Consider the following 22,129-nt stretch of genomic DNA (forward strand, 5'->3'; position numbering starts at 1 on the left):
TTTGCACGGATTAAATTAAAAGGTAAAAATACTAAAAGATTTGAAACCGAACGCCAATGGAGTTCTTGATAATAAATAACAAAATGAAAAAACTTTTTTTACTATTATTGTTTGTCGCTTTTGTTTCTTGCAATGAAAAATCAAAGATAGAAAAAGCTACTGAGAAAATTCCGCTAACGGTTCAAGTAGAACGATTTGATAAGGTTTTTTATGAAACACCTATTGCTGATTTTTCAAGTATGCGACGTAAATATGCTGCTTTTTTTCCTAATGAAATAGCAGATAGCGTTTTTATTGAAAAAATGACCAATCCGCTTTACCGTGAATTATATGCCGAAGTCCAAAAAAAATACAGCGATTTTAGTCCTATTCAAGCTGAAATAGAAAAAACGTTTCGACACATCAAATACTATTTTCCCAACACTGTTTTACCTAAAAAAGTAATTACGTTAATTTCTGAAATGGATTATCAACACAAAGTGATTTATTCGGATTCGTTGTTGCTAGTTTCATTAGATTTGTATTTAGGAAAAGACCATAAATTTTATGAGTTTCCGGCTTATTTTACGCAAACATTTGAACGTTCACAAATCATGCCCGATATAGTAGCTGATTTTTCTACACGAGTTATTGCTCCGCCAAGAGATAAAACATTTTTGGCTCAAATGATTTATTTTGGGAAAGAAATGTACCTAAAAGATTTAATTTTGCCAGACTATGACGATTTTTCTAAAATAGGCTATACCAAAGAACAACAAACTTGGTGCGAAGAAAATCAAACGGAAATTTGGCGGTATTTTATTGAAGATAATCTTTTATATGATACCGATTCTAAATTAATTGCCCGTTTTATTGCCCCCGCTCCTTTTTCTAAATTTTATTTAGAATTAGACAGTGAATCACCTGGGAAAACAGGGGTTTGGATGGGTTGGCAAATTGTTCGGTCTTTTATGAAAAACAATGAAGTTTCTGTGGACGACTTGATGAAAATGGATGCGAAAGAAGTATTTGAACGCTCAAAATATAAACCAAAAAAATAATGGCAAATAAACGATTTGAAATAAAATTCGACATCGAATTAGATGGAAATAAAGTCCCTGAAAAAATGCACTGGACCGCAGAAGATGGCGGAATTAGTAACCAAGAAACCAAAGCCATGATGCTTTCTGTTTGGGATGCAAAAAACAAAGAATCATTACGTATTGATTTATGGACAAAAGAGATGCCCGTTGACGAAATGAAAATTTTCTTTCACCAAACCTTAGTCGCAATGGCTGATACGTTTCAGCGAGCAACTACCGATGAGAAAATGGCTGATACGATGCGTGATTTTTGCGATTATTTTGCCGAAAAATTAGAATTGAAAGCTTAAAATGAATTGCTTTTAAACATTTCTTGATTAATTTCATCGATATAAGAAAGCAAGTCCTCTTTTCCAGTAGCTTCAGTAGCAGACGTTACAAAATGTTGAGGCATTTCTTCCCAACCGCTAGCTAAAACTTGTTTGCGATACGCTTCTACATGCGAGTGAATTTTGGTTTTCCCAATTTTATCCGCTTTAGTAAAAACGATACAAAAAGGAACTTCTGTTACGCCTAAATAAGTAAAAAATTCTAAATCAATTTTTTGAGCTTCTAGTCGAATGTCAATTAAGACAAAAGCACAAACCATTTGTTCTCTTTTTTCAAAATAATCAGTCACAAATTGCTGAAAAACAGCCTTTGATTTTTTTGAAACGCGAGCATAGCCATAACCGGGTAAATCTACTAAAAACCAATTGTTGTTAATCTTGAAATGATTGATTAACTGTGTTTTTCCTGGTTTAGAAGAGGTTTTAGCTAAGTTTTTATGATTGGTCAGCATGTTTATTAAAGACGATTTTCCCACATTGGAACGTCCAATAAAAGCATATTCAGGTAAAGGTTCTTTCGGACATTTACTGACTTCGGAATTACTAATGATAAACTCGGCAGATGTAATTTTCATAGGATGTATTTAAACTAAAAAAGTCCAAACGGACTTTTTATATTTTATTTTTTGTGAGCCAAGTCAATAGAATTTGGTTAAATTCGTCTGGACGTTCCATCATGGCTGCATGACCGCATTGATCTATCCAAAATAAATCGGATACAGGCAACAGTTTGTGAAATTCTTCAGCGACTTCTGGCGGAGTTACTTTGTCATTTTTTCCCCAAATTAAACAAGTGGGTACTGGCATTTTAGGCAAATCTTTTGCCATATTATGACGAATAGCACTTTTTGCAATAGTAAGTGTTTTAATCACTTTAATACGGTCATTTACAATGTTAAAAACATCGTCTACAACTTCTTTTGTTGCCATATTGGGGTCATAAAAAACAGCTTGTGTTTTCTGTTTAATATATTCATAATCACCTCGTTTAGGATAGGTGTCACCCATCGCACTTTCATAAAGGCCTGAGCTTCCGGTTAATACCATGGCGGTAACTTTTTCAGGGTACATTTTGGTATGGTATAAAGCAACGTGACCACCTAATGAATTACCCAATAAAATTACCTTGTCAAATCCTTTAAACGTGATGAAGTCTTTTACAAATTTAGCAAAAGCTTTGACATTGGTTTTTAAAATATTTTGGGTGTAAAGAGGTAGTTCCGGAATAACAACTTTATAGCCATTTTGAGGAAAAAAATTGGCAACACCACTAAAATTGCTTAGCCCTCCCATGAGTCCATGCAATACAATGATTGGCGTTCCTTCACCCGCTTCAAAATAACTATATTTTCCTTCTTTTTTAAATTGTTGTTCCATTCAAAATCACAGCTTTCAATTGCACACAAATATATGATTTTATCTATAAAAATGATGTTTTAACACGATTATTTGATGGATTAAATAATTAAAATCGACAACTCTTATAAAATTCTAGTTATCAGCATTTTTAAACCCTTTTAAATATTAATATGCTTTCCTCTGTGAATTATAATTGGAAAATTATAATTCAATGAAGCATTGAGATTCAATTCAATCCGCATGTTTTGGGCAATTTTTTGTTTTTTTGATTCAATTCCTCTTTTTATTCTAATTCAATGTGGGAAGTAAAGTGGTAAAACTTATTAACAAAGTGGTATTTTGTGGTAAATTGTGGTAAAAACTTTTTATATTTGCTTTCAATCCATGAAAATTGTAACGTGTTGAATACCATTATAGGAACATATGAATGTAAGGTCGATGCTAAGGGAAGGCTACTATTGCCAGCTCCCTTAAAAAAGCAATTGTCTGCTTCCTTGCAAGAAGGTTTCGTTTTAAAGCGTTCGGTTTTTCAGCCGTGTTTGGAATTGTATCCAATGGCAGAATGGAATGTCTTGATGAGTAAAGTGAACAAGTTGAATCGCTTTAAAAAACAAAATAATGATTTCATAAGACGATTCACAGCAGGAGTTAAAGTTGTTGAAATTGATGCGTTAGGAAGGTTGTTAGTGCCGAAAGATTTAGTTCTTTTTGCCGCTATTTCAAAAGATATTGTATTGTCTTCTGCTGTGAATATTGTAGAAATTTGGGATAAAGAATTGTATGAAAAATCGATAGACGACACTGCAATTGATTTTGCCGATTTAGCGGAAGAAGTAATGGGTAATTTAAATGACGAGCCAGATGGAATATCATAACCCTGTTTTATTAGAAGCATCGGTTGAAGGTTTAAATATCAAACCAGCAGGTGTTTATGTGGATGTCACTTTTGGCGGCGGAGGCCATTCTAAAGCTATTCTAAAACAATTGGATGAAAATGGAAAATTAGTGGCTTTTGATCAGGACCAAGATGCTTTAGCAAATGCCTTAGTGGATGAACGTTTTCAATTAATTAATGAAAATTTCAGAAATATTAAACGCTTTTTAAGATTTTACGGAATCAAAGAGGTGGACGGTATTTTAGCCGATTTAGGCGTTTCCTCGCACCAATTTGATGTGGCAGAACGCGGATTTTCTACCCGATTTGATGCGGGTTTGGATATGCGTATGAATCAGAATGAGATACTAAATGCTTTTACGGTTGTGAATGAGTATGCAGAAGCCGATTTAAAGCTACTATTTTCGGAATTTGGTGAGTTAACTAATGCAGCAGCGATGGCAAGTACAATTGTGCAGGCTAGGAGCGAAGAACCTATTAAAAATACAGAGCAACTTAAGCAGGTGTTATCAAGATATCTGCCCGCTCATAAAAGTCATAAAATATTAGCTCAAATCTATCAAGCCATTCGCATTGAAGTGAATCAAGAAATGGAAGTGCTAAAAGAATTTTTAGAACAGTCGTTAGACGTTTTAAAGCCAGGCGGAAGATTAAGTGTGATTTCGTATCATTCTTTAGAAGACCGACTGGTTAAGCGATTCATGAAAAACGGTTTGTTTGAAGGTGAGCCTGAAAAAGATTTTTTTGGAAATTTCAGCGTCCCTTTCAAAACCGTTGGAAAATTAATTGTGCCTACCGCAGCAGAAATTAAAATGAATAATCGAGCACGAAGTGCAAAATTAAGAATAGCAGAAAAGAAATAATGAAAACGAGTATTTACGACATTCTTAAGGCAAGATTTTTAGTGAATGAAGACGCCGTTAAAAATTGGCGATTTCTTGTTTTTTTGATTGTACTCGCAATGATTATGATTGCCAATATCCATTGGTATGAAAAAAAAATATTTGAAATACTAGCCTTAAACAAAGAAGTAAAAGAATTGCGTTCAGAGTTTGTAGACAGACGTTCAGAATTAATGAAATTAAAAATGGAAAGTACCGTATCAAAAAAAATGGAAGCAAAAGGAATCATTCCGTCCACGGTGCCGCCAACAAAAATAAAAGTTATTCAACCCAAAGAAAAATCACTCAAAGATAGAATATGGCCGTAGAAGATAAACATATCTCTTACCGAATTTACCTCGTTGCATTTCTCCTCTTTATTTTGGCGATTGCAATAGCGGTAAAATTAACCAACATTCAATGGGTGGAAGGCGATTATTATACTAAACTTGCTAAAGAACGCACCGTTAAAAATTTCGTGATTCCGGCAAATAAAGGGAATATTTATTCGGCTGATGGAAGTTTATTGGCGACTTCTATTCCCAATTATAAAATTCGATTTGATGCCATTGCTCCCAAAAAGGTAGATTTTGATGCAAATTTGCAATCGCTTTCTGATTCCTTGTCTATTTTACTTGGTAAACCTTCTCAATTTTATAAAACAGAGTTTCTAAAAGCTAGAAGTCACAAAAACCGCTATTATTTAGTTGCTCGAAACTTGAGTTATACAGAATATATGCGAATCAAACGTTTTCCGCTTTTTAATAAAGGACCTTATAAGGGAGGAATTATCACAGAGCAACAAACAGTTCGTGAGCATCCGATAGGATTGGTAGCAGAACGAACGATTGGCTACGAACGCATTCGTCCCAACGGAAAACCTGACGGGAAAGGAATTGAATGGGCATTTAAAGATTATTTAAATGGAAAAGATGGCAAACGGTTAATGCAAAAAATGGCTCAAGGCCAATGGAAACCTTTGCGAGATGAAAATGAAGTGGAGCCACAAGATGGCTATGATATTATTTCAACTTTAGATGTGTATATACAAGATATTGCACACCATGCGTTGCTAAAACAACTTCAATATTATGAGGCTGATCATGGATGTGTAGTCGTGATGGAAACCAATACGGGTCATGTAAAAGCAATTTCAAATTTAGGTAGAGATTCTCAAGGAAATTATTCTGAAACTGTCAATTATGCAGTGGCAGAATCACATGAGCCGGGCTCGACGTTTAAATTAATGGACATGTTAGCTCTTTTTGAAGATAAATTAGCCGATACTAATACGGTTTTTGATTCTAGAGGCGGTGAAGTTATCTATCATAATAGAAAGGTTAGGGATTCTAAAAAAGGGGGCTATGGCAAAATTTCCTTAGCTCGAGGTTTTGAATTGTCTTCTAATACAGTCTTAGTGCAAGCGGTTTATGATAATTATAAGAACAATCCTAAAAAATTCGTAAACCATATTAACCGGATGAAATTGAATGAGCCATTGGGACTTCAAATTAAGGGGGAAGGAAAACCAATTATTCCACAACCAGGTGCAAAAAATTGGTACGGTACAACCTTGCCGTGGATGGCTTATGGTTATGGGGTTTCTATGACGCCATTACAAACGCTTACACTTTATAATGCTGTGGCAAATAATGGAGAAATGGTAAAACCTTTGTTTGTCAAAGAAGTGAAGGAGTGGAATAAAACAATTAAAAAATTTGACAAAGAAGTTATCAATCCTAAAATTGCTTCGCAAGAAACCATTGATAAAGTGAAAGTGGTTCTTGAAAACGTAGTTAAAAGAGGAACGGGTTCTAAATTATATTCAAAAGATTTTTCGATGGCTGGCAAAACCGGAACAGCCCAAGTAGGCTATGCGGACAGAGCAAATTTATACTATGCATCGTCTTTTGTAGGCTATTTTCCTGCGGATAATCCAAAATATTCATGCATCGTCGTGGTGCATAAGCCTAGTGCTTCCAAGGGCTATTACGGAGCAGATGTGTCTGGACCAGTCTTTAAAAGAATTGCACAAAAAGTTTATACCGATGTGCCTTCCACTAATGAAATAAAAAATATTGACAAGCATAATCTCTTACAAGATAAGAATTATGAATTGTTTTATACTCAAGCAAGTAGTGAACTAAGAACCGTTCCAAATCTTCGCGGAATGCCCGGAATGGATGCCGTTGCTCTTTTGGAAAATCTAAATATCAAAGTAAAATTAGTTGGAATTGGAAAAGTAAAAAAACAATCCATTCAGCCTGGCGAGCCTTTATTAAAAAACAGCACTATTACTTTAGAATTATCATGATAACTTTAAAAGACATATTATATAAAGTAAATATTGAAGCTGTAAAAGGTTCAACGGATGCGGCTATTCATAAAGTGGAATTCGATTCAAGAAAAATAGAATTCAATGATGTGTTTGTGGCCATTCGCGGTTCGGTTTCTAATGGGCATGATTTTATTGAAAAAGCATTAAATCAAGGAGCATCAGTGATTGTGTGCGATACTTTTCCAGAACGAATTGTGAATGGGGTAACCTATATTCAAGTGAAAGACACTAATCTGGCTTTGGCTTATATGGCGGCAAATTTTTATGAAAACCCTTCACGGAATTTAAAATTAGTCGGAATTACAGGAACCAATGGCAAAACCACGATTGCTTCTTTATTGTATCAATTATTTAAAAATGCGGGCTATAAAGTGGGTTTGCTTTCTACCGTCAAAATTTTGGTAGATGAAACCGAATATCCTGCAACACATACAACTCCTGATTCACTTACCATCAATCGGTTTTTGAATCAAATGACAGAGGAAGGAATAGAATACTGTTTTATGGAAGTGAGTTCGCACGGCATTCACCAAAAACGAACCGAAGGATTACAATTTGTTGGAGGCATTTTTACCAATTTATCACATGATCATCTTGATTATCATCCTTCTTTTGCTGAATACCGCGATGTGAAAAAATCATTTTTTGACTCCTTGTCAAAAGAGGCTTTTGCTTTATCAAATAATGATGATAAAAACGGTTCGGTGATGTTGCAAAACACCAAAGCTAAAAAATTGACTTATGCCTTAAAATCGTATGCAGATTATAAAGCTACTATTTTAGAAAATCAATTAAGTGGATTATTACTAAAGATTAATGGAAATGAAGTTTGGGTAAAACTTATCGGAACCTTTAATGCCTATAATTTATTAGCAATTTACGGAACGGCAGTCGAATTAGGAATGGAAAGCTTGGAAGTATTGCGAATATTGTCTGAATTAGAAAGTGTTTCCGGCCGTTTTCAATTTATTGTATCCGATGATAAAATTACAGCCATTGTGGATTATGCTCATACGCCCGATGCTCTCGAAAATGTAATCGAAACCATCAATGCTATTCGTACAAAAAATGAGCTACTCATTACTATTGTTGGTTGTGGTGGCGATCGCGACAAAACAAAGCGTCCGATTATGGCTCAAATTGCGTCTAACCTGAGTGACAAAGTGATCCTTACTTCGGACAATCCGCGAACGGAAGATCCGTTGGTCATTTTAGCCGATATGGAAAAAGGAATTGAACCTCAGAATCATCGAAAAGCATTAACTATTGCAGATAGAAAACAAGCAATTAAAACCGCTTGTCAATTAGCGAGTCCGAATGATATTATTTTAATTGCTGGAAAAGGGCATGAAACCTATCAGGAAATAAAAGGGGTGCGTCATCATTTTGATGATATGGAAATGGTAAACGAATTTTTAACCGAAAGAAATAAATAGAACTACGATGCTGTATTATTTATTTGACTACTTAGACAAAATAATGGACGTTCCTGGAACGGGTGTTTTTCAATACATTACGTTTCGTTCTGGATTGGCAGTGCTGTTATCCTTATTGCTTTCTACAATTTTTGGAAAACGAATTATTGAATTTTTAAGAAATCAACAAGTAGGCGAAACTGTTCGGGAATTAGGTTTAGAAGGACAAACTCAAAAAGCGGGAACGCCCACAATGGGGGGATTGATTATTATTTTAGCCACTTTAGTGCCTGTTTTATTGTTGGCAAAATTAGATAATATTTATATCATTTTATTGATTGTAACAACATTATGGATGGGTACAATCGGATTTATAGATGATTATATAAAAATATTCAAAAAAGATAAAGAAGGCTTAAAAGGAAAATTTAAAGTTATTGGCCAAGTCGGTTTGGGCTTAATTGTAGGTTCGGTGCTCTATTTTCATCCTGGAGTGACCGTTCGAAAAGATACGCAACGAACCAATATTTTACAGCCAACAACCACAGTGGTTTCTCCAGTTCCACTAGAGGAAAAATCAACGGCTACGACAATTCCGTTTTTTAAAAATAACGAATTAAATTATGCTGATTTTTTATCTTTTTTGGGTGAAGGATATGAACAATGGGCTTGGTTGATTTTTATTCCAATTGTGATTTTTATTATCACCGCAGTTTCCAATGGAGCTAATTTAACCGACGGAATTGACGGTTTGGCTGCAGGAACATCGGCCATTTCGGTACTCACTTTAGGTATTTTTACGTTCGTCTCCGGTAACATCATTTTTTCAAATTATTTGAACATTATGTATATCCCCAATTCGGGAGAGATGACCGTTTTTATTTCTGCTTTTGTGGGATCACTCATCGGATTTTTATGGTATAACAGTTATCCAGCCGCCGTATTTATGGGCGATACGGGAAGTTTAACTATTGGTGGAATTATTGCGGTAATTGCCATTGCCATCCGTAAAGAACTTTTAATTCCTGTGCTTTGTGGTGTCTTTTTAGCAGAAAACTTATCGGTCGTATTACAAGTCAGCTATTTTAAATATACCAAAAAGAAATATGGCGAAGGAAAACGCATTTTTCTCATGTCGCCCTTGCATCACCATTATCAAAAGAAAGGCTATCACGAAAGTAAAATTGTTACTCGCTTTTGGATTGTCGGAATTTTATTAGCCATTTTATCCATTGTCACCTTAAAATTAAGATAGTATGCGATTGGTTATTTTAGGTGGAGGTGAAAGCGGTATAGGAACAGCACTTTTAGGAAAGAAAAAAGGCTATGATGTTTTTCTGTCTGATTTTGGAAAAATTAAAGAAAATTATAAAGAAGTTCTGATACTAAATGAAATTGCTTGGGAGGAAGAGAAACATACAGAAGCCCTGATTTTAAATGCAGCAGTGGTGATGAAAAGTCCTGGTATTCCTGATACGGTGCCAATTGTAACAAAGTTAAACGCTTTGCTCATTCCGGTTATTTCAGAAATTGAGTTTGCTGCTCCGTTTACGCAAGCCGTTACCATCGGAATTACTGGAAGTAACGGAAAAACAACTACCACGATGCTCACGTATCATCTGCTAAAAACTGCAGGATTGAATGTGGGATTGGCGGGAAATATTGGAAAAAGTTTTGCCTGGCAAGTTGCCGATGAAGAGTTTGATGTCTATGTTTTGGAACTGAGTAGTTTTCAATTAGATGGAATCCTTAACTATAAGCCACATATCGCCATTATTACAAATATTAGTCCGGATCATTTAGATCGATATGATTACAAATATGAAAATTACATAGCTTCAAAATTTAGAATTACCATGAATCAAACCCAAAGTGATTATTTGATTTATGATGCAGATGACGAAGCCATACAGAATTGGTTAAAAAACAACAAAACAAAAGCGCAATTAATTCCTTTTTCGCTCCAAAACAAACCGAAAATAGGAGGATTTATTAACAACAACATTATGGAAAGCTACATCAACGAAGAAGAATTTACAATGGAAACAAAAACAATCGCTTTGGAAGGCAAACACAACATGAAAAATGCAATGGCTGCCACTTCTGTTGCTCAACTGATGCGAATCAGAAAACAAACCATCAGAGAGAGTTTATCTAGCTTTCAGGGGGTAGAGCACCGACTTGAGCGGGTTCTAAAAATTCAAAATGTGATGTATATCAATGATAGTAAAGCAACAAATGTAAACGCTACTTTTTTTGCTTTAGACAGCATGTCTTCTCCTACAGTTTGGATAGTTGGGGGCGTAGATAAAGGAAATGATTACAGCGAGTTAATGGCTATGGTTCGTGAAAAAGTAAAAGCAATTATTTGTTTAGGAGTAGATAATAAAAAAATTATTGATGCCTTCGGAAATGTCGTAGACATGATGGTAGAAGTTTCTTCTATGAATGATGCGGTTCGCACAGCTCAGCACTTAGCAGAAAAAGGAGATGCCGTTTTGTTGTCGCCTGCTTGTGCAAGTTTCGATTTGTTTGAAAATTATGAAGATAGAGGTCGTCAGTTTAAACATGCCGTTCGAGGATTATAAAACTAGAATAAAATAGAACAGAAAAGTCAATTGAATTATGTTTGCAATTATTAAAAAATTAAAAGGAGATAAAGTCATTTGGGCATTGGTTGCGCTATTGGCTCTGTTTTCTTTTATGCCCGTTTTTAGTGCAAGCAGCAACTTGGCTTACGCCGGAAAAGGGACGGGAAATACGGTTGGTTATTTAGCCAAACATTTTATGCATCTTTTATTAGGTTTTTTTATCATCTATCGAGTTCATAAAATTCCGTACCATTATTTTAGAAGTATATCTAGAATATTATTGCCCTTTATTTGGGTGCTTTTAGCCTATACGTTGTTTAAAGGAACAGTCATTGCGGGGGCTAATGCAAGCCGATGGATTCAGGTGCCTTTTATTAGGATTTCTTTTCAACCCTCAGCTTTTGCTTTTATCATCATTATGATATTTGTTGTGCGTTATTTGTCGAAAACACGCGAAGAACCGATCACTTTTAAGTCGTCGTTTATTGACTTATGGTTGCCTGTCGGAATTACCTTGTTGTTTATTTTACCCGCAAATTTTTCAACTGCGGCGTTGATGTTTTTAATGATTATCATGTTGGTTTTCATCGGAAAATATCCCATAAAATATATTGCTGCAATTATAGGAATAGGGATTGCCAGTTTAGCACTCTTTATTTTCATTGCCAAAGCATTTCCAAATCCGTTAACAAGTCGCGTAAATACTTGGGAATCTCGAATTGAACGTTTTGTAACTGATGATGTGAAAGATTTGGATGAGGTTTATCAAATTGAAAGAGCAAAAACAGCTATCGCTACAGGGGGTGTTTATGGATTAGGCCCAGGAAAAAGTGTGCAAAAGAACTTTCTTCCTCAATCGTCTTCCGATTTTATTTATGCCATTATTGTAGAGGAATTTGGCCTTTTTGGAGGAATAGTAATTATTGGAATTTATATGCTTTTGCTTTTCAGAATTGTTATTGCGGCTCATAAAGCAACTACGCAATTCGGAAAGTTACTGGTGGTCGGTCTTGGTTTTCCAATTGTTTTTCAGGCAGTTATCAATATGGGTGTAGCGGTAGAATTATTACCAACCACTGGTCAAACCTTGCCACTTATTAGTAGCGGTGGAAGCTCCATTTGGGTAACCTGTATTGCCATCGGTATTATTTTAAATGTAACTAAAAAAGAGGAAGAGATTGCAGCAGAAAATACAGAAAAAGCAAAAAGAGAAGCCGCTCTTCAGAAAATAATCGATAGACAAATAAAGGAAGATGAAGCGGATGATATTGAAAACAAGGAATATAGTATCGAAGATAATCCGATGAATGCCGTTTTAAATAAAAGTTAAGTAGTGTTTTATAAAATAAAAAGTAAATGAGCAATTTGAAATTCATTTTGAGTGGAGGTGGAACCGGAGGTCATATTTACCCGGCCATCGCTATTGCAAATGAATTAAAAATGCAATTTCCAACGTGTGAAATTCTTTTTGTTGGGGCTCAAGATAAAATGGAAATGCAAAAAGTGCCACAAGCAGGGTTTGCCATTAAAGGGTTATGGATTGCTGGTCTTCAAAGAAAGTTAACCTTGCAAAATGCGTTGTTTCCAATTAAATTGTTTTCTAGTTTGTGGAAAGCAAGACAGATTTTGAAGTCTTTTCAGCCCGATGTCGTTATCGGAACGGGAGGATTCGCCTCTGGACCTTTGCTTAAAGTAGCTGCGGGAATGGGAATCTTAACGGTAATTCAAGAACAAAATTCCTATCCTGGCATCACCAATAAGTTGTTAAGTAAAAAGGCTAATTCAATTTGCGTAGCCTATGAAAATTTAGAAAAATATTTTCCAAAGCATAAAATAAAATTAACAGGAAATCCAGTTCGTCAAGACTTACTTTCAATCGAAAATAAAAAAATTGACGCACTTACCTATTTTAATTTAGAGGCGAATAAAAAAACCTTGTTGGTTTTAGGAGGAAGTTTGGGAGCACGAAGAATCAACCAATTAATCGAAAAAGAGATAGACTTTTTCTTGGCTCTAAACCTACAAGTAATTTGGCAATGTGGAAAATTGTATTTTGATGCGTATAGTCATTTAAACCAGCACAAATTTGTACACGTGCTTTCCTTTGTGGATAGAATGGATTTAGTTTATGCCGCGGCAGATGTCATCATTTCCCGTTCTGGAGCTTCTTCGGTATCAGAGCTTTGCTTGATTGGAAAACCGGTTGTTTTTATTCCTTCACCGAATGTGGCTGAAGACCATCAAACAAAAAATGCCAAAGCAATTGTTGAAAAAAAAGGAGCAATTCTTTTGAAAGAGACTGAACTTGAAGCACAATTTGAAACTGTTTTTTCATCCTTGCTTTCCAATGAAAAACAACAAATGGAATTAAGTCATAATATAAAAAAATTAGCCAAGCCCAACGCGACGGTTGATATCGTAAAAGAAATTTTAAAATTGATAAAAAATAAGAGTAAAAACCAGAAATGAATCTAAATCAAATCCATAACGTTTATTTTATTGGCATTGGAGGCATCGGAATGAGTGCCTTAGCTCGCTATTTTAAATTTTTAGGCAAAAAAGTGGCGGGTTATGACAAAACCGAAACCGAGCTAACTAAAACTTTACAGTTGTTAGGGATGAACATTCATTTTGAAGATGCAATTCATGCTATTCCAGCAGATTGGACTCCAGAAAATACGCTTGTTATTATTACACCCGCAATTCCAGCCCATCATTCGGAGTGGAATTATTTTAAAGAAAATAAATTTACAATTCAGAAACGTGCAGAAGTTTTAGGCTTAATCACAAAAGATACGTTTTGTTTTGCCGTAGCGGGAACGCACGGAAAAACAACAACATCAAGCATTTTAGGACATATTTTATATGAAGCGGGTGTAGACGTTACTGCTTTTTTAGGCGGAATTGTAGAGAATTATAATTCCAATTTAATTGGAAACGGCAAAACAGTTACGGTGGTAGAAGCCGATGAGTTTGACCGTTCTTTTTTACACCTACATCCTAATTTGGCCTGTATTACTTCTATGGATGCCGATCATTTAGATATTTATGGCGATAAAGCAGCCATTGAAGCAACTTTTGTAGAATTTGCTGATAAAATTAAAGATAAAAAAGCCCTTTTTATCCCAAAAGAATTGCCTTTAGAAGGAATGACAGTTGCGATTGAAGACGAAGCAAGTTTTACTGCTTTTAATATTCGAATTCAGCAAGGTGTTTATGTTTTTGACGTGAAAACACCGACCGAAACGATTAAAGATATTCGATTTAACTTACCAGGAAGACATAATTTAATGAATGCACTCATGGCTTTGGCGATGGCCAAAACCTATGGTTCCCCAACCGACAAAATTGTTAAAGCCTTGGGCACATTCAACGGAATTAAACGACGGTTTTCTTATCAAATTAAACACGATAAATTGGTTTTTATTGATGACTACGCTCATCACCCTACTGAGATAAATGCGGTTCACCAAGCTGTCAGAGAATTGTATCCTCAAGACAAAGTGTTAGCTGTTTTTCAACCGCATTTATTTAGTAGAACTAGCGATTTTGCTGATGATTTTGCCAAGAGTTTGGCTCAATTTGATGAAGTGATTTTATTAGACATTTATCCTGCACGAGAATTGCCAATGGAAGGCATTACATCCGACTGGTTATTAGCTAAAATTCAAAATAATCAGAAGCAATTAGTCTCTAAAAACGACTTGATTACTGCTGTTTTAAAAAGTAAGGCCCGCATCATCGTGACTATTGGAGCTGGCGATATTGGCGATTTAGTTAACCCTTTAAAGAAACGATTATATGAAAAAATATCTTAGCTGGCCAACGCTTCGATTAGTTTTGATTTTAGGCTTAGTTTGCTTTTTATATTCTTTTATGACCAAACGAAATGACAATCGAAAATTGAAAGAAATTAAAGTCGAATTTTTAGGGAATGATCAACTTTTTATGACACATGAAACGGTTAATAAATTGTTAATAGAAAATAATGAAGTTGCTTCCAGCATAGGGAAAGTTACTTTAGATTTGAATGATTTGGAAAATACCATCCAAAAACATGAGATGGTTGATGAAGTTGAAGTCTTTTTGAGTATTGATGGCACATTAAAAGCGATCGTTAAACAAAAAACTCCGGTGGCCAGAGTGTATGGTCAGGACGAGTCGTATTATGTTGATATTAAAGGGGCTAAGATGCCTTTGTCGGATATTTATACGGCACGAGTTCCGCTAGTTTCAGGTGAAATTAAAGCAGAATATAGTGAAAAATTAGAAGAGTTGTTTCGGATTATTCATGAAGATGATTTTTTGAAAAAAAATATCATTGGCATTCAAGTATTGCCCAACGGAAGCTTGAAAATGAAAAATAGAAACTATGATTACGATATTGAGTTTGGCAGAACCATCAATATGGAACAGAAATTTAAAAATTATAAAGCTTTTTTACAGAAAGCAGTTTTAGATAGTTCGATTTATAATTACAAGAAGATTAATCTGAAGTTTACACAACAGGTTGTCTGCACAAAATAAGAGCACATGAAAAACGAAAACATCGCAGTAGGGTTAGACATCGGGACCACAAAAATTGTGGCCATGATTGGTCGGAAAAACGAGTATGGTAAACTTGAAATTTTAGGGGTTGGAAAATCTAAAAGTTTGGGTGTACACAGAGGCGTTGTCAATAATATTACACAAACGATTGAGTCGATTCAAATTGCTATTAAAGAAGCAGAAGATAACTCGGGTTACATGATAAAAGATGTGGTTGTTGGAATTGCAGGGCAGCATATTCGCAGTATTCAACACAGTGATTACATTAGTCGTAACAATCCAGAAGAAGTGATTAGTGGCAGTGATATTGAACAATTAATCAGTCAAGTACACAAGTTGGCCATGTTGCCAGGTGAAGAAATAATTCATGTTTTACCACAAGAATTTAAAATCGACGGGCAATTTGAAATCAAAGAGCCAGTTGGAATGTATGGTGGACGTTTAGAAAGTAGTTTTCACGTGGTGGTTGGTCATGCAGCTTCTATTCGTAATGTCGGACGTTGTATTCAAAGTGCAGGAATAGAATTGTCTGGATTAACGTTAGAACCTTTGGCCTCTTCTGATGCAGTGCTAAGTCAAGAAGAAAAAGAAGCAGGTGTAGCCTTGATTGATATTGGCGGTGGAACCACTGATTTGGCCATTTTTAAGGATGGAATTATTCGACATACCGCTGTGATTCCTTTCGGAGGAAATGTGATTACAGACGATATCAAAGAAGGCTGTTCTATCATTGAAAAGCAAGCAGAATTATTGAAAGTCAAATTTGGTTCGGCTTGGCCTGGTGAAAACAAAGAAAATGAGATTGTTTCTATTCCCGGATTAAGAGGGCGTGAACCAAAAGAAATTTCCTTAAAAAACCTTTCAAAGATTATTAATGCTCGCGTAGTTGAGATTATTGAACAAGTATTTGACGAAATCAAATCATACGGACATGAAGATCAAAAAAAGAAATTGATTGGCGGAATCGTTTTGACCGGTGGCGGTGCTCAATTAAAGCATATCAAACAATTGGTCGAGTATATCACAGGAATGGATACACGAATTGGTTATCCAAACGAGCATTTAGCTGGAAATTCTAGCGAGGAAATGTCAAGTCCCTTGTATGCCACTGCCGTGGGACTGATGATGAATAGCATCAATAATAATACGAAAAGTGCCATTTTATTGACTGAAATGGAACAATCGAAAAACGAAGTTAAAAACGAACCTGCTGCGGAAAAATTAGAAGAAGACCCCAAAACTGATATTCCAAACCAAGAAAGTACCGAGAATAAAATCAAACGTTCTTTCTTTGAAAAATACGTAGAAAAAATTAAAGAATTTTTAGACAGTGCAGAATAAACTGCCTCGATAAAAATAAATGAACTAGAAAAACCAATAAGTATGACAAGCAACTCAGATTTTGGAAGCATTTCATTTGATTTACCTAGAAACCAATCAAATGTAATTAAAGTAATTGGAGTGGGCGGAGGCGGAAGTAACGCCATCAACCACATGTTTAAGCAAGGGATTAAAGGTGTAGATTTTGTGGTTTGTAATACCGACTCACAAGCTCTACAAAATAGTCCGGTGCCAAACAAAATTCAGTTAGGATTAAACTTAACAGAAGGCTTAGGAGCTGGAGCTAATCCAGAAATAGGTCAGCAATCGGCATTAGAAAGCATGGAAGACATTGATAAATTGCTGGATAGCAATACCAAAATGATTTTCATCACGGCAGGTATGGGAGGAGGTACCGGAACGGGTGCTGCTCCTGTAATCGCTCAAATGGCTAAAGAAAAAGACATCTTAACGGTTGGTATTGTAACGATTCCATTTCAATTTGAAGGAAAAGTACGTTTCGAACAAGCGATGTCGGGTGTAGAAAGGTTGCGTAAACAAGTAGATTCACTGATCGTTATTAATAATAATAAATTACGAGAAGTTTATGGGAATCTTGGTTTTAAAGCAGGTTTCTCTAAAGCAGACGAAGTGTTAGCTACTGCTTCTCGTGGAATTGCAGAAGTAATTACGCATCACTATACGCAAAATATCGATTTAAAAGATGCTAAAACAGTGTTGTCTAACAGCGGAACAGCCATTATGGGTTCTGCTAAAGCAGAAGGTGAAACAAGAGCAAAAGATGCTATCATTTCTGCCTTGGATTCGCCACTTTTAAATGATAATAAAATTTCAGGTGCTAGAAACGTATTGTTGCTTATCGTTTCTGGAACTACTGAAATTACAATTGATGAAATAGGTGAAATTAATGACCATATTCAAGCAGAAGCAGGACATAATGCCAATATCATCATGGGAGTTGGTGACGATGAGTCTTTGGGAGATTCTATAGCGGTTACTATTATTGCAACTGGTTTTAATGTAGAACAACAAAAAGAAATCGTCAATGCTGAGCCGAAAAAAATAATCCATTCTTTAGATGAAAATCAGTCAAACACGATTGACTTGTCTAAAAATGCTGCGGCAACGCTTTTAGAGGAGAACCTTATAAATGAAAAACCGACGGCATCCACCGAAGAAAAAATCGTATTTGAATTAATCGATGATATTAATGTTATTGAGCCAACAACTGTGTTTTCAGAACTCGTGCCTATCACAGACGTTATTAAAAATATGGAAGTGACCTACGAGATTGTGAGTCCTGATTTTGAAAGTCGGTTAGTAGCGACGACCCACGAAGTACGCGAAATTATGGTGAGGGAACCCGAGTTTGTTATTGTAGAAAAAGAACAAGTCGTGCTTTCCTTTGATTTGCCAACTGAAGTGAAAGAAACTAAAAATACCATCCTTTTTGACCTAGAACCTACTATTCCTACTGCTACAAATGATATTGTGGTAAACGAACCTACCCAATTAATTCCGTTAACTGAAATTGGCAAAGAAGGCGTTGTCAAATTTTCTCTTGAAGATTATATGGAAATTGAAAACGAATTAGTGAATTCAAAGCCTGTTCTTGATGAAGTTAAAGAGCCTGAGAATGAAGAGATGAACATCACTTTAAAAAGTGTGGATAGTCCTTCGCAATTCGCTCCGTCGTATGACGATATTAATCCAATAGATTTATCCATCGATGAAACTTTAAAAATGCGGGCAGATGACAGAAGAAAAAAACTGAAAGAGTTCAATTATAAGTTTCATACCAATTCTGCTCGATTAGAAGAGATGGAAAAAGTACCCGCTTTTAAAAGACAAGGAGTTGATTTATCAACCAATACACCAATAAATAATCAATCCAGAACGTCGTTGGGAACCGATAGTAATAACGACGCACAATTGCGTTCAAATAATTCGTTTCTTCATGACAATGTGGATTAGCTAGCTCTAACTAGTGTATTTAACCCGGAAATTAGAATCTAATTTCCGGGTTATTTTTTTTATCTTTGCCTACGTTTTACAAAAGATTCAACCCTTGATTTTCTTTTGTAAATCGCTTAAAAAAATTAATATGAGTTTACAAACAACAATAAACGAGGAAATTAAAAACGCCATGCGTGCCAAAGACACGATTGCATTAGAATCATTAAGAGCGGTTAAATCGGCTATTTTATTAGCCTTGACAGAAGGGGGTGCCAAAGAAGAATTAGCCTCGGAAGATGAAATTAAGCTATTACAGCGTTTAGTGAAACAACGGAAAGATAGTGCTGCAATTTATTTACAACAAGGAAGAGCCGATTTAGCAGAACCAGAATTATTACAAGCGACGGTTATCGAAAAGTTTTTACCAAAACAATTAAGCGAAGCAGAAGTAGAAACGGCTGTGGCTCAAATTATTGCAGCCAATGGCTTTGCCGGAATGGCTTCTATGGGACAATTAATGGGAATTGCTTCTAAACAATTAGGAGGAAGTGCTGATGGAAAAACTATTTCAACTATTGTAAAAAAACTTTTAGCATAACAATTTTTGTTGTAAATTCGCACACAGATTAAAAAAGGCCTCGTAGTTCAACTGAATAGAATATCAGATTTCGGCTCTGAGGGTTACAGGTTTGAATCCTGTCGAGGTCACGAATAAATAGCAAGCCAAAAAAATTTCGCTAAGTTCACTTGTGCGAATTTTTTTTGGCTTGCTATTTTCAAAGCGGAGCTTTGTCAGGATGCACGCAGTGAATCCTGATTCGTGAAAGAATACATTTCGCTAAGTTCACTTGTGCGAATTTTTTTTGGCTTGCTATTTTCAAAGCGGAGCTTTGTCAGGATGCACGCAGTGAATCCTGATTCGTGAAAGAATACATTTCGCCAAGTTCACTTGTGCGAATTTTTTTTGGCTTGCTATTTTCAAAGCGGCCCTTTGTCAGGATGCACGCAGTGAATCCTTTTAATTTTTTTCAAAAACAGGTTTAGTGGAATTACATTTTTTTTCTATTCAGCGATTTAAAATAATCCCTATCTTCCCATCTGTTTAACAACTACAAATGGAGGGTGTTTTCATCGTTATTTTTATTTTACTATCGCTAATCGTGGTGCTTTTTTTTGCCGTCGTTTTAGATACGTTTGAGCATTTTTTTGCTAAAATTTTCCACCGACCCGTGTATGTTCATTTTTATTGGAATAAACAAACCGTTTCTCTAGAACAGCAACGGTTTTTAAAAGAAACCTTTCCTTTTTATTCTAATTTGGAGGTGAAAAAAAGACACTATTTTAATCATCGTATGGCTGTTTTTTTAACGCATTATCAATTTATTTCTAAAGAAGATTTGGTCATTACCGAAGAAATGAAAGTGATGATTTCTGCCTCTGCTATCATGCTAACTTTTGGTATGCGGAACTATTTAGTAGATGTATTTGATAAAATCATACTCTATCCCGAAGCCTATTATTCTACTCATAATGACGCGTGGCATAAAGGAGAGTTTAACCCAAGAATGAAAGCCATTGTTTTTTCTTGGAAAGACTTTTTGGAAGGTTTTCAGCAGCAGAATGATAATCTTAATTTAGGATTTCATGAATTTACGCATGCGGTACATTTTCACGGATTAAAACGAAACGATGTGAGTGCATTGCTTTTTGCACAACGGTATACCGAAATTATGACATACATCGCTCAGCCAGCCATTACCGAAAAACTAATCCAATCCAATTACTTTAGGATTTATGGATATACCAATAGTTTTGAATTTATTGCTGTTTTAATCGAACATTTTTTTGAAACACCTGCACAGTTTAAGTCAGAATTCCCCACTTTATTTGAAAAAGTGAGTAAAATGATAAATTTTTCACATAAAACATAAGATACAAAAAAATAGGTTCTGGCACAATGATTTCCGTCATTTTAAAACACTAAAAAATGCTTGAAATTTGTTGTTAATAAATCCGTAACATCATGAAAAATCTTGTCCCCGTTTCGACTATAATGAGTAAAAACCTCATTGTTTTAAATCTTAGTGATGATTTAACTAAGGCAGAATTATTGTTCAAAAAAAATCATATTCGCCATATTCCAGTGGTGGATGGTAACAAAATATTAGGAATGTTAAGTTACACCGATTTACTGCGAATTTCCTTTGTAGATGCCGTTGACGATGATGAGGAAGTAGTTGATGTGACCGTCTATAATATGTTTACCGTAGAGCAAGTTATGGCCAAAAAACTGACTACCGTAACGCCAGAGACTTCGATTAGAGAAGTGGCAGAGATATTGTCTAAAAAAGAATTTCACGCTTTACCAGTCCTACAAGGCAATCTGTTAGTTGGAATTGTAACGACTACGGATATCATCAAGTATTTGTTGTCTCAGTACAAAGATTAATCACCTTTTTGTAACATGGCTTTTAAGTTTTTGATGGTTTCAGTTGGATTTGCTGCTTTAAAAACATAATTTCCAGCAACTAATACATCTGCTCCAGCGGCAACTAATTGAGCTGCGTTTTTATCGGTCACGCCACCGTCTATCTCAATTAAAGTGTTGGCATGATTACGGGTAATGATTTCACGGAGTTGTTTAATTTTAGTATAGGTATGCTCAATAAAGGATTGTCCGCCAAATCCTGGGTTAACACTCATCAAACATACGATGTCAATGTCTTGAATAATGTCTTCAAGTAGACTCACGGGTGTGTGCGGATTAATAGCGACACCTGCTTTCATTCCTTCGGCTTTAATAGCTTGAAGTGTGCGGTGCAAGTGGGTGCAAGCTTCATAATGCACAGTTAGGTTGTTTGAGCCAAGTTGAGCAAACGTTTTGATGTAGCGATCGGGGTCGATAATCATTAAATGCACATCGATTGTTTTTTTAGCATGTTTGGCTATTGCTTCTAAAACGGGCATTCCAAAAGAAATATTGGGCACAAAAACGCCATCCATGATATCAATATGAAACCAATCGGCTTCACTATGATTAATCATTTCGATGTCGCGTTGTAAATTGGCAAAATCAGCCGCCAAAACGGAAGGAGCAATAAGTGTTTGTTTCATGTTGTAGATTTTTTCAGTGTTGTTTAACTTCTGAAATAATTTTGTGTTGGCAAAGATAATTATAATAGATAAAACCTGAACCAAGATTAGAACTAAAAAGTAAAACCTCGGAAACCCGAGAGCTTTGCTCGAACAGACTGAGGTTTTACTATCCTAAAAAGTAAAACCTCGGAAACCCGAGAGCTTTGCTCGAACAGACTGAGGTTTTACTATCCTAAAAAGTAAAACCTCGGAAACCCGAGAGCTTTGCTCGAACAGACTGAGGTTTTACTATCCTAAA

21 protein-coding genes and 1 tRNA gene are annotated in these 22,129 nt (G+C 35.5%); 19 read left to right on the plus strand and 3 right to left on the minus strand.

The window, feature by feature from the left end; all coding sequences use genetic code 11:
- Window positions 1-83 precede the first annotated feature (83 nt).
- Together gldB and gldC are read left to right on the plus strand one after the other, a co-directional pair.
- Window positions 84-1,040 (plus strand): gliding motility lipoprotein GldB, encoded by a 957-nt coding sequence (gldB, locus tag PHR76_RS02280; protein WP_300058042.1) that lies wholly within the window; start codon window positions 84-86, stop codon window positions 1,038-1,040.
- Window positions 1,040-1,372, plus strand: coding sequence for a gliding motility protein GldC (gldC, locus tag PHR76_RS02285; protein ID WP_300058045.1), 333 nt, complete (start codon window positions 1,040-1,042; stop codon window positions 1,370-1,372). Before gldB ends, gldC begins: the two co-directional genes overlap by 1 nt.
- Here gldC and yihA read toward each other — a convergent pair.
- Together yihA and PHR76_RS02295 are read right to left on the minus strand one after the other, a co-directional pair.
- The gene (gene yihA, locus PHR76_RS02290; RefSeq protein ID WP_300058048.1) at window positions 1,369-1,986 is read right to left on the minus strand and encodes a ribosome biogenesis GTP-binding protein YihA/YsxC; all 618 of its coding nucleotides are present in this window, start codon (window positions 1,984-1,986) and stop codon (window positions 1,369-1,371) included. The genes gldC and yihA overlap by 4 nt on opposite strands.
- A 37-nt stretch (window positions 1,987-2,023) precedes the next feature.
- Window positions 2,024-2,788, minus strand: coding sequence for an alpha/beta hydrolase (locus tag PHR76_RS02295; RefSeq protein ID WP_300058051.1), 765 nt, complete (start codon window positions 2,786-2,788; stop codon window positions 2,024-2,026).
- Between the two features lie 383 nt (window positions 2,789-3,171).
- Here PHR76_RS02295 and mraZ point away from each other — a divergent pair, with 383 nt between their 5' ends.
- From mraZ to PHR76_RS02380, 17 genes are all read left to right on the plus strand, one after another.
- Window positions 3,172-3,645, plus strand: a complete 474-nt coding sequence (mraZ, locus tag PHR76_RS02300) for a division/cell wall cluster transcriptional repressor MraZ (RefSeq protein ID WP_300058054.1) — start codon at window positions 3,172-3,174, stop codon at window positions 3,643-3,645.
- Window positions 3,620-4,528 carry a 16S rRNA (cytosine(1402)-N(4))-methyltransferase RsmH gene (gene rsmH, locus PHR76_RS02305; RefSeq protein ID WP_300058057.1) on the plus strand — a complete coding sequence of 303 codons (909 nt, stop codon included), beginning with the start codon at window positions 3,620-3,622 and terminating at the stop codon, window positions 4,526-4,528. Before mraZ ends, rsmH begins: the two co-directional genes overlap by 26 nt.
- On the plus strand, window positions 4,528-4,875 hold the full coding sequence (locus tag PHR76_RS02310) for an FtsL-like putative cell division protein (protein WP_300058060.1): 348 nt from the start codon (window positions 4,528-4,530) through the stop codon (window positions 4,873-4,875). The genes rsmH and PHR76_RS02310 overlap by 1 nt, the downstream gene beginning before the upstream one ends.
- Window positions 4,866-6,860 (plus strand): penicillin-binding protein, encoded by a 1,995-nt coding sequence (locus PHR76_RS02315; RefSeq protein ID WP_300058063.1) that lies wholly within the window; start codon window positions 4,866-4,868, stop codon window positions 6,858-6,860. Before PHR76_RS02310 ends, PHR76_RS02315 begins: the two co-directional genes overlap by 10 nt.
- A complete protein-coding gene (locus PHR76_RS02320; protein WP_300058066.1) occupies window positions 6,857-8,320 on the plus strand; it encodes a UDP-N-acetylmuramoyl-L-alanyl-D-glutamate--2,6-diaminopimelate ligase in 1,464 nt (487 codons plus the stop codon). Before PHR76_RS02315 ends, PHR76_RS02320 begins: the two co-directional genes overlap by 4 nt.
- Window positions 8,321-8,327: 7 nt before the next feature.
- The gene (gene mraY, locus PHR76_RS02325; RefSeq protein WP_300058069.1) at window positions 8,328-9,554 is read left to right on the plus strand and encodes a phospho-N-acetylmuramoyl-pentapeptide-transferase; all 1,227 of its coding nucleotides are present in this window, start codon (window positions 8,328-8,330) and stop codon (window positions 9,552-9,554) included.
- A gap of 1 nt (window position 9,555) precedes the next feature.
- The gene (gene murD / locus PHR76_RS02330; protein WP_300058072.1) at window positions 9,556-10,887 is read left to right on the plus strand and encodes a UDP-N-acetylmuramoyl-L-alanine--D-glutamate ligase; all 1,332 of its coding nucleotides are present in this window, start codon (window positions 9,556-9,558) and stop codon (window positions 10,885-10,887) included.
- Between the two features lie 37 nt (window positions 10,888-10,924).
- Window positions 10,925-12,220, plus strand: a complete 1,296-nt coding sequence (locus PHR76_RS02335; protein ID WP_300058075.1) for an FtsW/RodA/SpoVE family cell cycle protein — start codon at window positions 10,925-10,927, stop codon at window positions 12,218-12,220.
- Between the two features lie 26 nt (window positions 12,221-12,246).
- Window positions 12,247-13,359: an undecaprenyldiphospho-muramoylpentapeptide beta-N-acetylglucosaminyltransferase gene (gene murG / locus PHR76_RS02340; protein ID WP_300058078.1), complete on the plus strand. Its 1,113-nt coding sequence runs from the start codon at window positions 12,247-12,249 to the stop codon at window positions 13,357-13,359.
- Complete coding sequence (gene murC / locus PHR76_RS02345) at window positions 13,356-14,708, plus strand: UDP-N-acetylmuramate--L-alanine ligase (protein ID WP_300058080.1); 1,353 nt, start codon at window positions 13,356-13,358, stop codon at window positions 14,706-14,708. The genes murG and murC overlap by 4 nt, the downstream gene beginning before the upstream one ends.
- Window positions 14,692-15,417 carry a cell division protein FtsQ gene (locus tag PHR76_RS02350; RefSeq protein WP_300058083.1) on the plus strand — a complete coding sequence of 242 codons (726 nt, stop codon included), beginning with the start codon at window positions 14,692-14,694 and terminating at the stop codon, window positions 15,415-15,417. Before murC ends, PHR76_RS02350 begins: the two co-directional genes overlap by 17 nt.
- Before the next feature lie 6 nt (window positions 15,418-15,423).
- The gene (gene ftsA, locus PHR76_RS02355) at window positions 15,424-16,779 is read left to right on the plus strand and encodes a cell division protein FtsA (protein ID WP_300058085.1); all 1,356 of its coding nucleotides are present in this window, start codon (window positions 15,424-15,426) and stop codon (window positions 16,777-16,779) included.
- Between the two features lie 42 nt (window positions 16,780-16,821).
- On the plus strand, window positions 16,822-18,753 hold the full coding sequence (gene ftsZ, locus PHR76_RS02360) for a cell division protein FtsZ (protein WP_300058088.1): 1,932 nt from the start codon (window positions 16,822-16,824) through the stop codon (window positions 18,751-18,753).
- Window positions 18,754-18,883: 130 nt separating this feature from the next.
- Window positions 18,884-19,333: a GatB/YqeY domain-containing protein gene (locus tag PHR76_RS02365; RefSeq protein ID WP_300058091.1), complete on the plus strand. Its 450-nt coding sequence runs from the start codon at window positions 18,884-18,886 to the stop codon at window positions 19,331-19,333.
- A gap of 36 nt (window positions 19,334-19,369) precedes the next feature.
- Window positions 19,370-19,443, plus strand: a tRNA-Arg gene (locus tag PHR76_RS02370).
- A 407-nt stretch (window positions 19,444-19,850) separates the two neighbouring features.
- Entirely contained in the window at window positions 19,851-20,666 is an 816-nt protein-coding gene (locus tag PHR76_RS02375; protein ID WP_300058094.1) for a zinc-dependent peptidase, read from the plus strand.
- Window positions 20,667-20,758: 92 nt separating this feature from the next.
- The gene (locus tag PHR76_RS02380) at window positions 20,759-21,184 is read left to right on the plus strand and encodes a CBS domain-containing protein (protein WP_300058097.1); all 426 of its coding nucleotides are present in this window, start codon (window positions 20,759-20,761) and stop codon (window positions 21,182-21,184) included.
- Here PHR76_RS02380 and rpe read toward each other — a convergent pair.
- Window positions 21,181-21,849 carry a ribulose-phosphate 3-epimerase gene (gene rpe, locus PHR76_RS02385; protein WP_300058100.1) on the minus strand — a complete coding sequence of 223 codons (669 nt, stop codon included), beginning with the start codon at window positions 21,847-21,849 and terminating at the stop codon, window positions 21,181-21,183. The genes PHR76_RS02380 and rpe overlap by 4 nt on opposite strands.
- Between the last annotated feature and the right edge of the window lie 280 nt (window positions 21,850-22,129).

The sequence above is a fragment of the Flavobacterium sp. genome, assembly GCF_028689845.1.
Taxonomy (GTDB): domain Bacteria; phylum Bacteroidota; class Bacteroidia; order Flavobacteriales; family Flavobacteriaceae; genus Flavobacterium.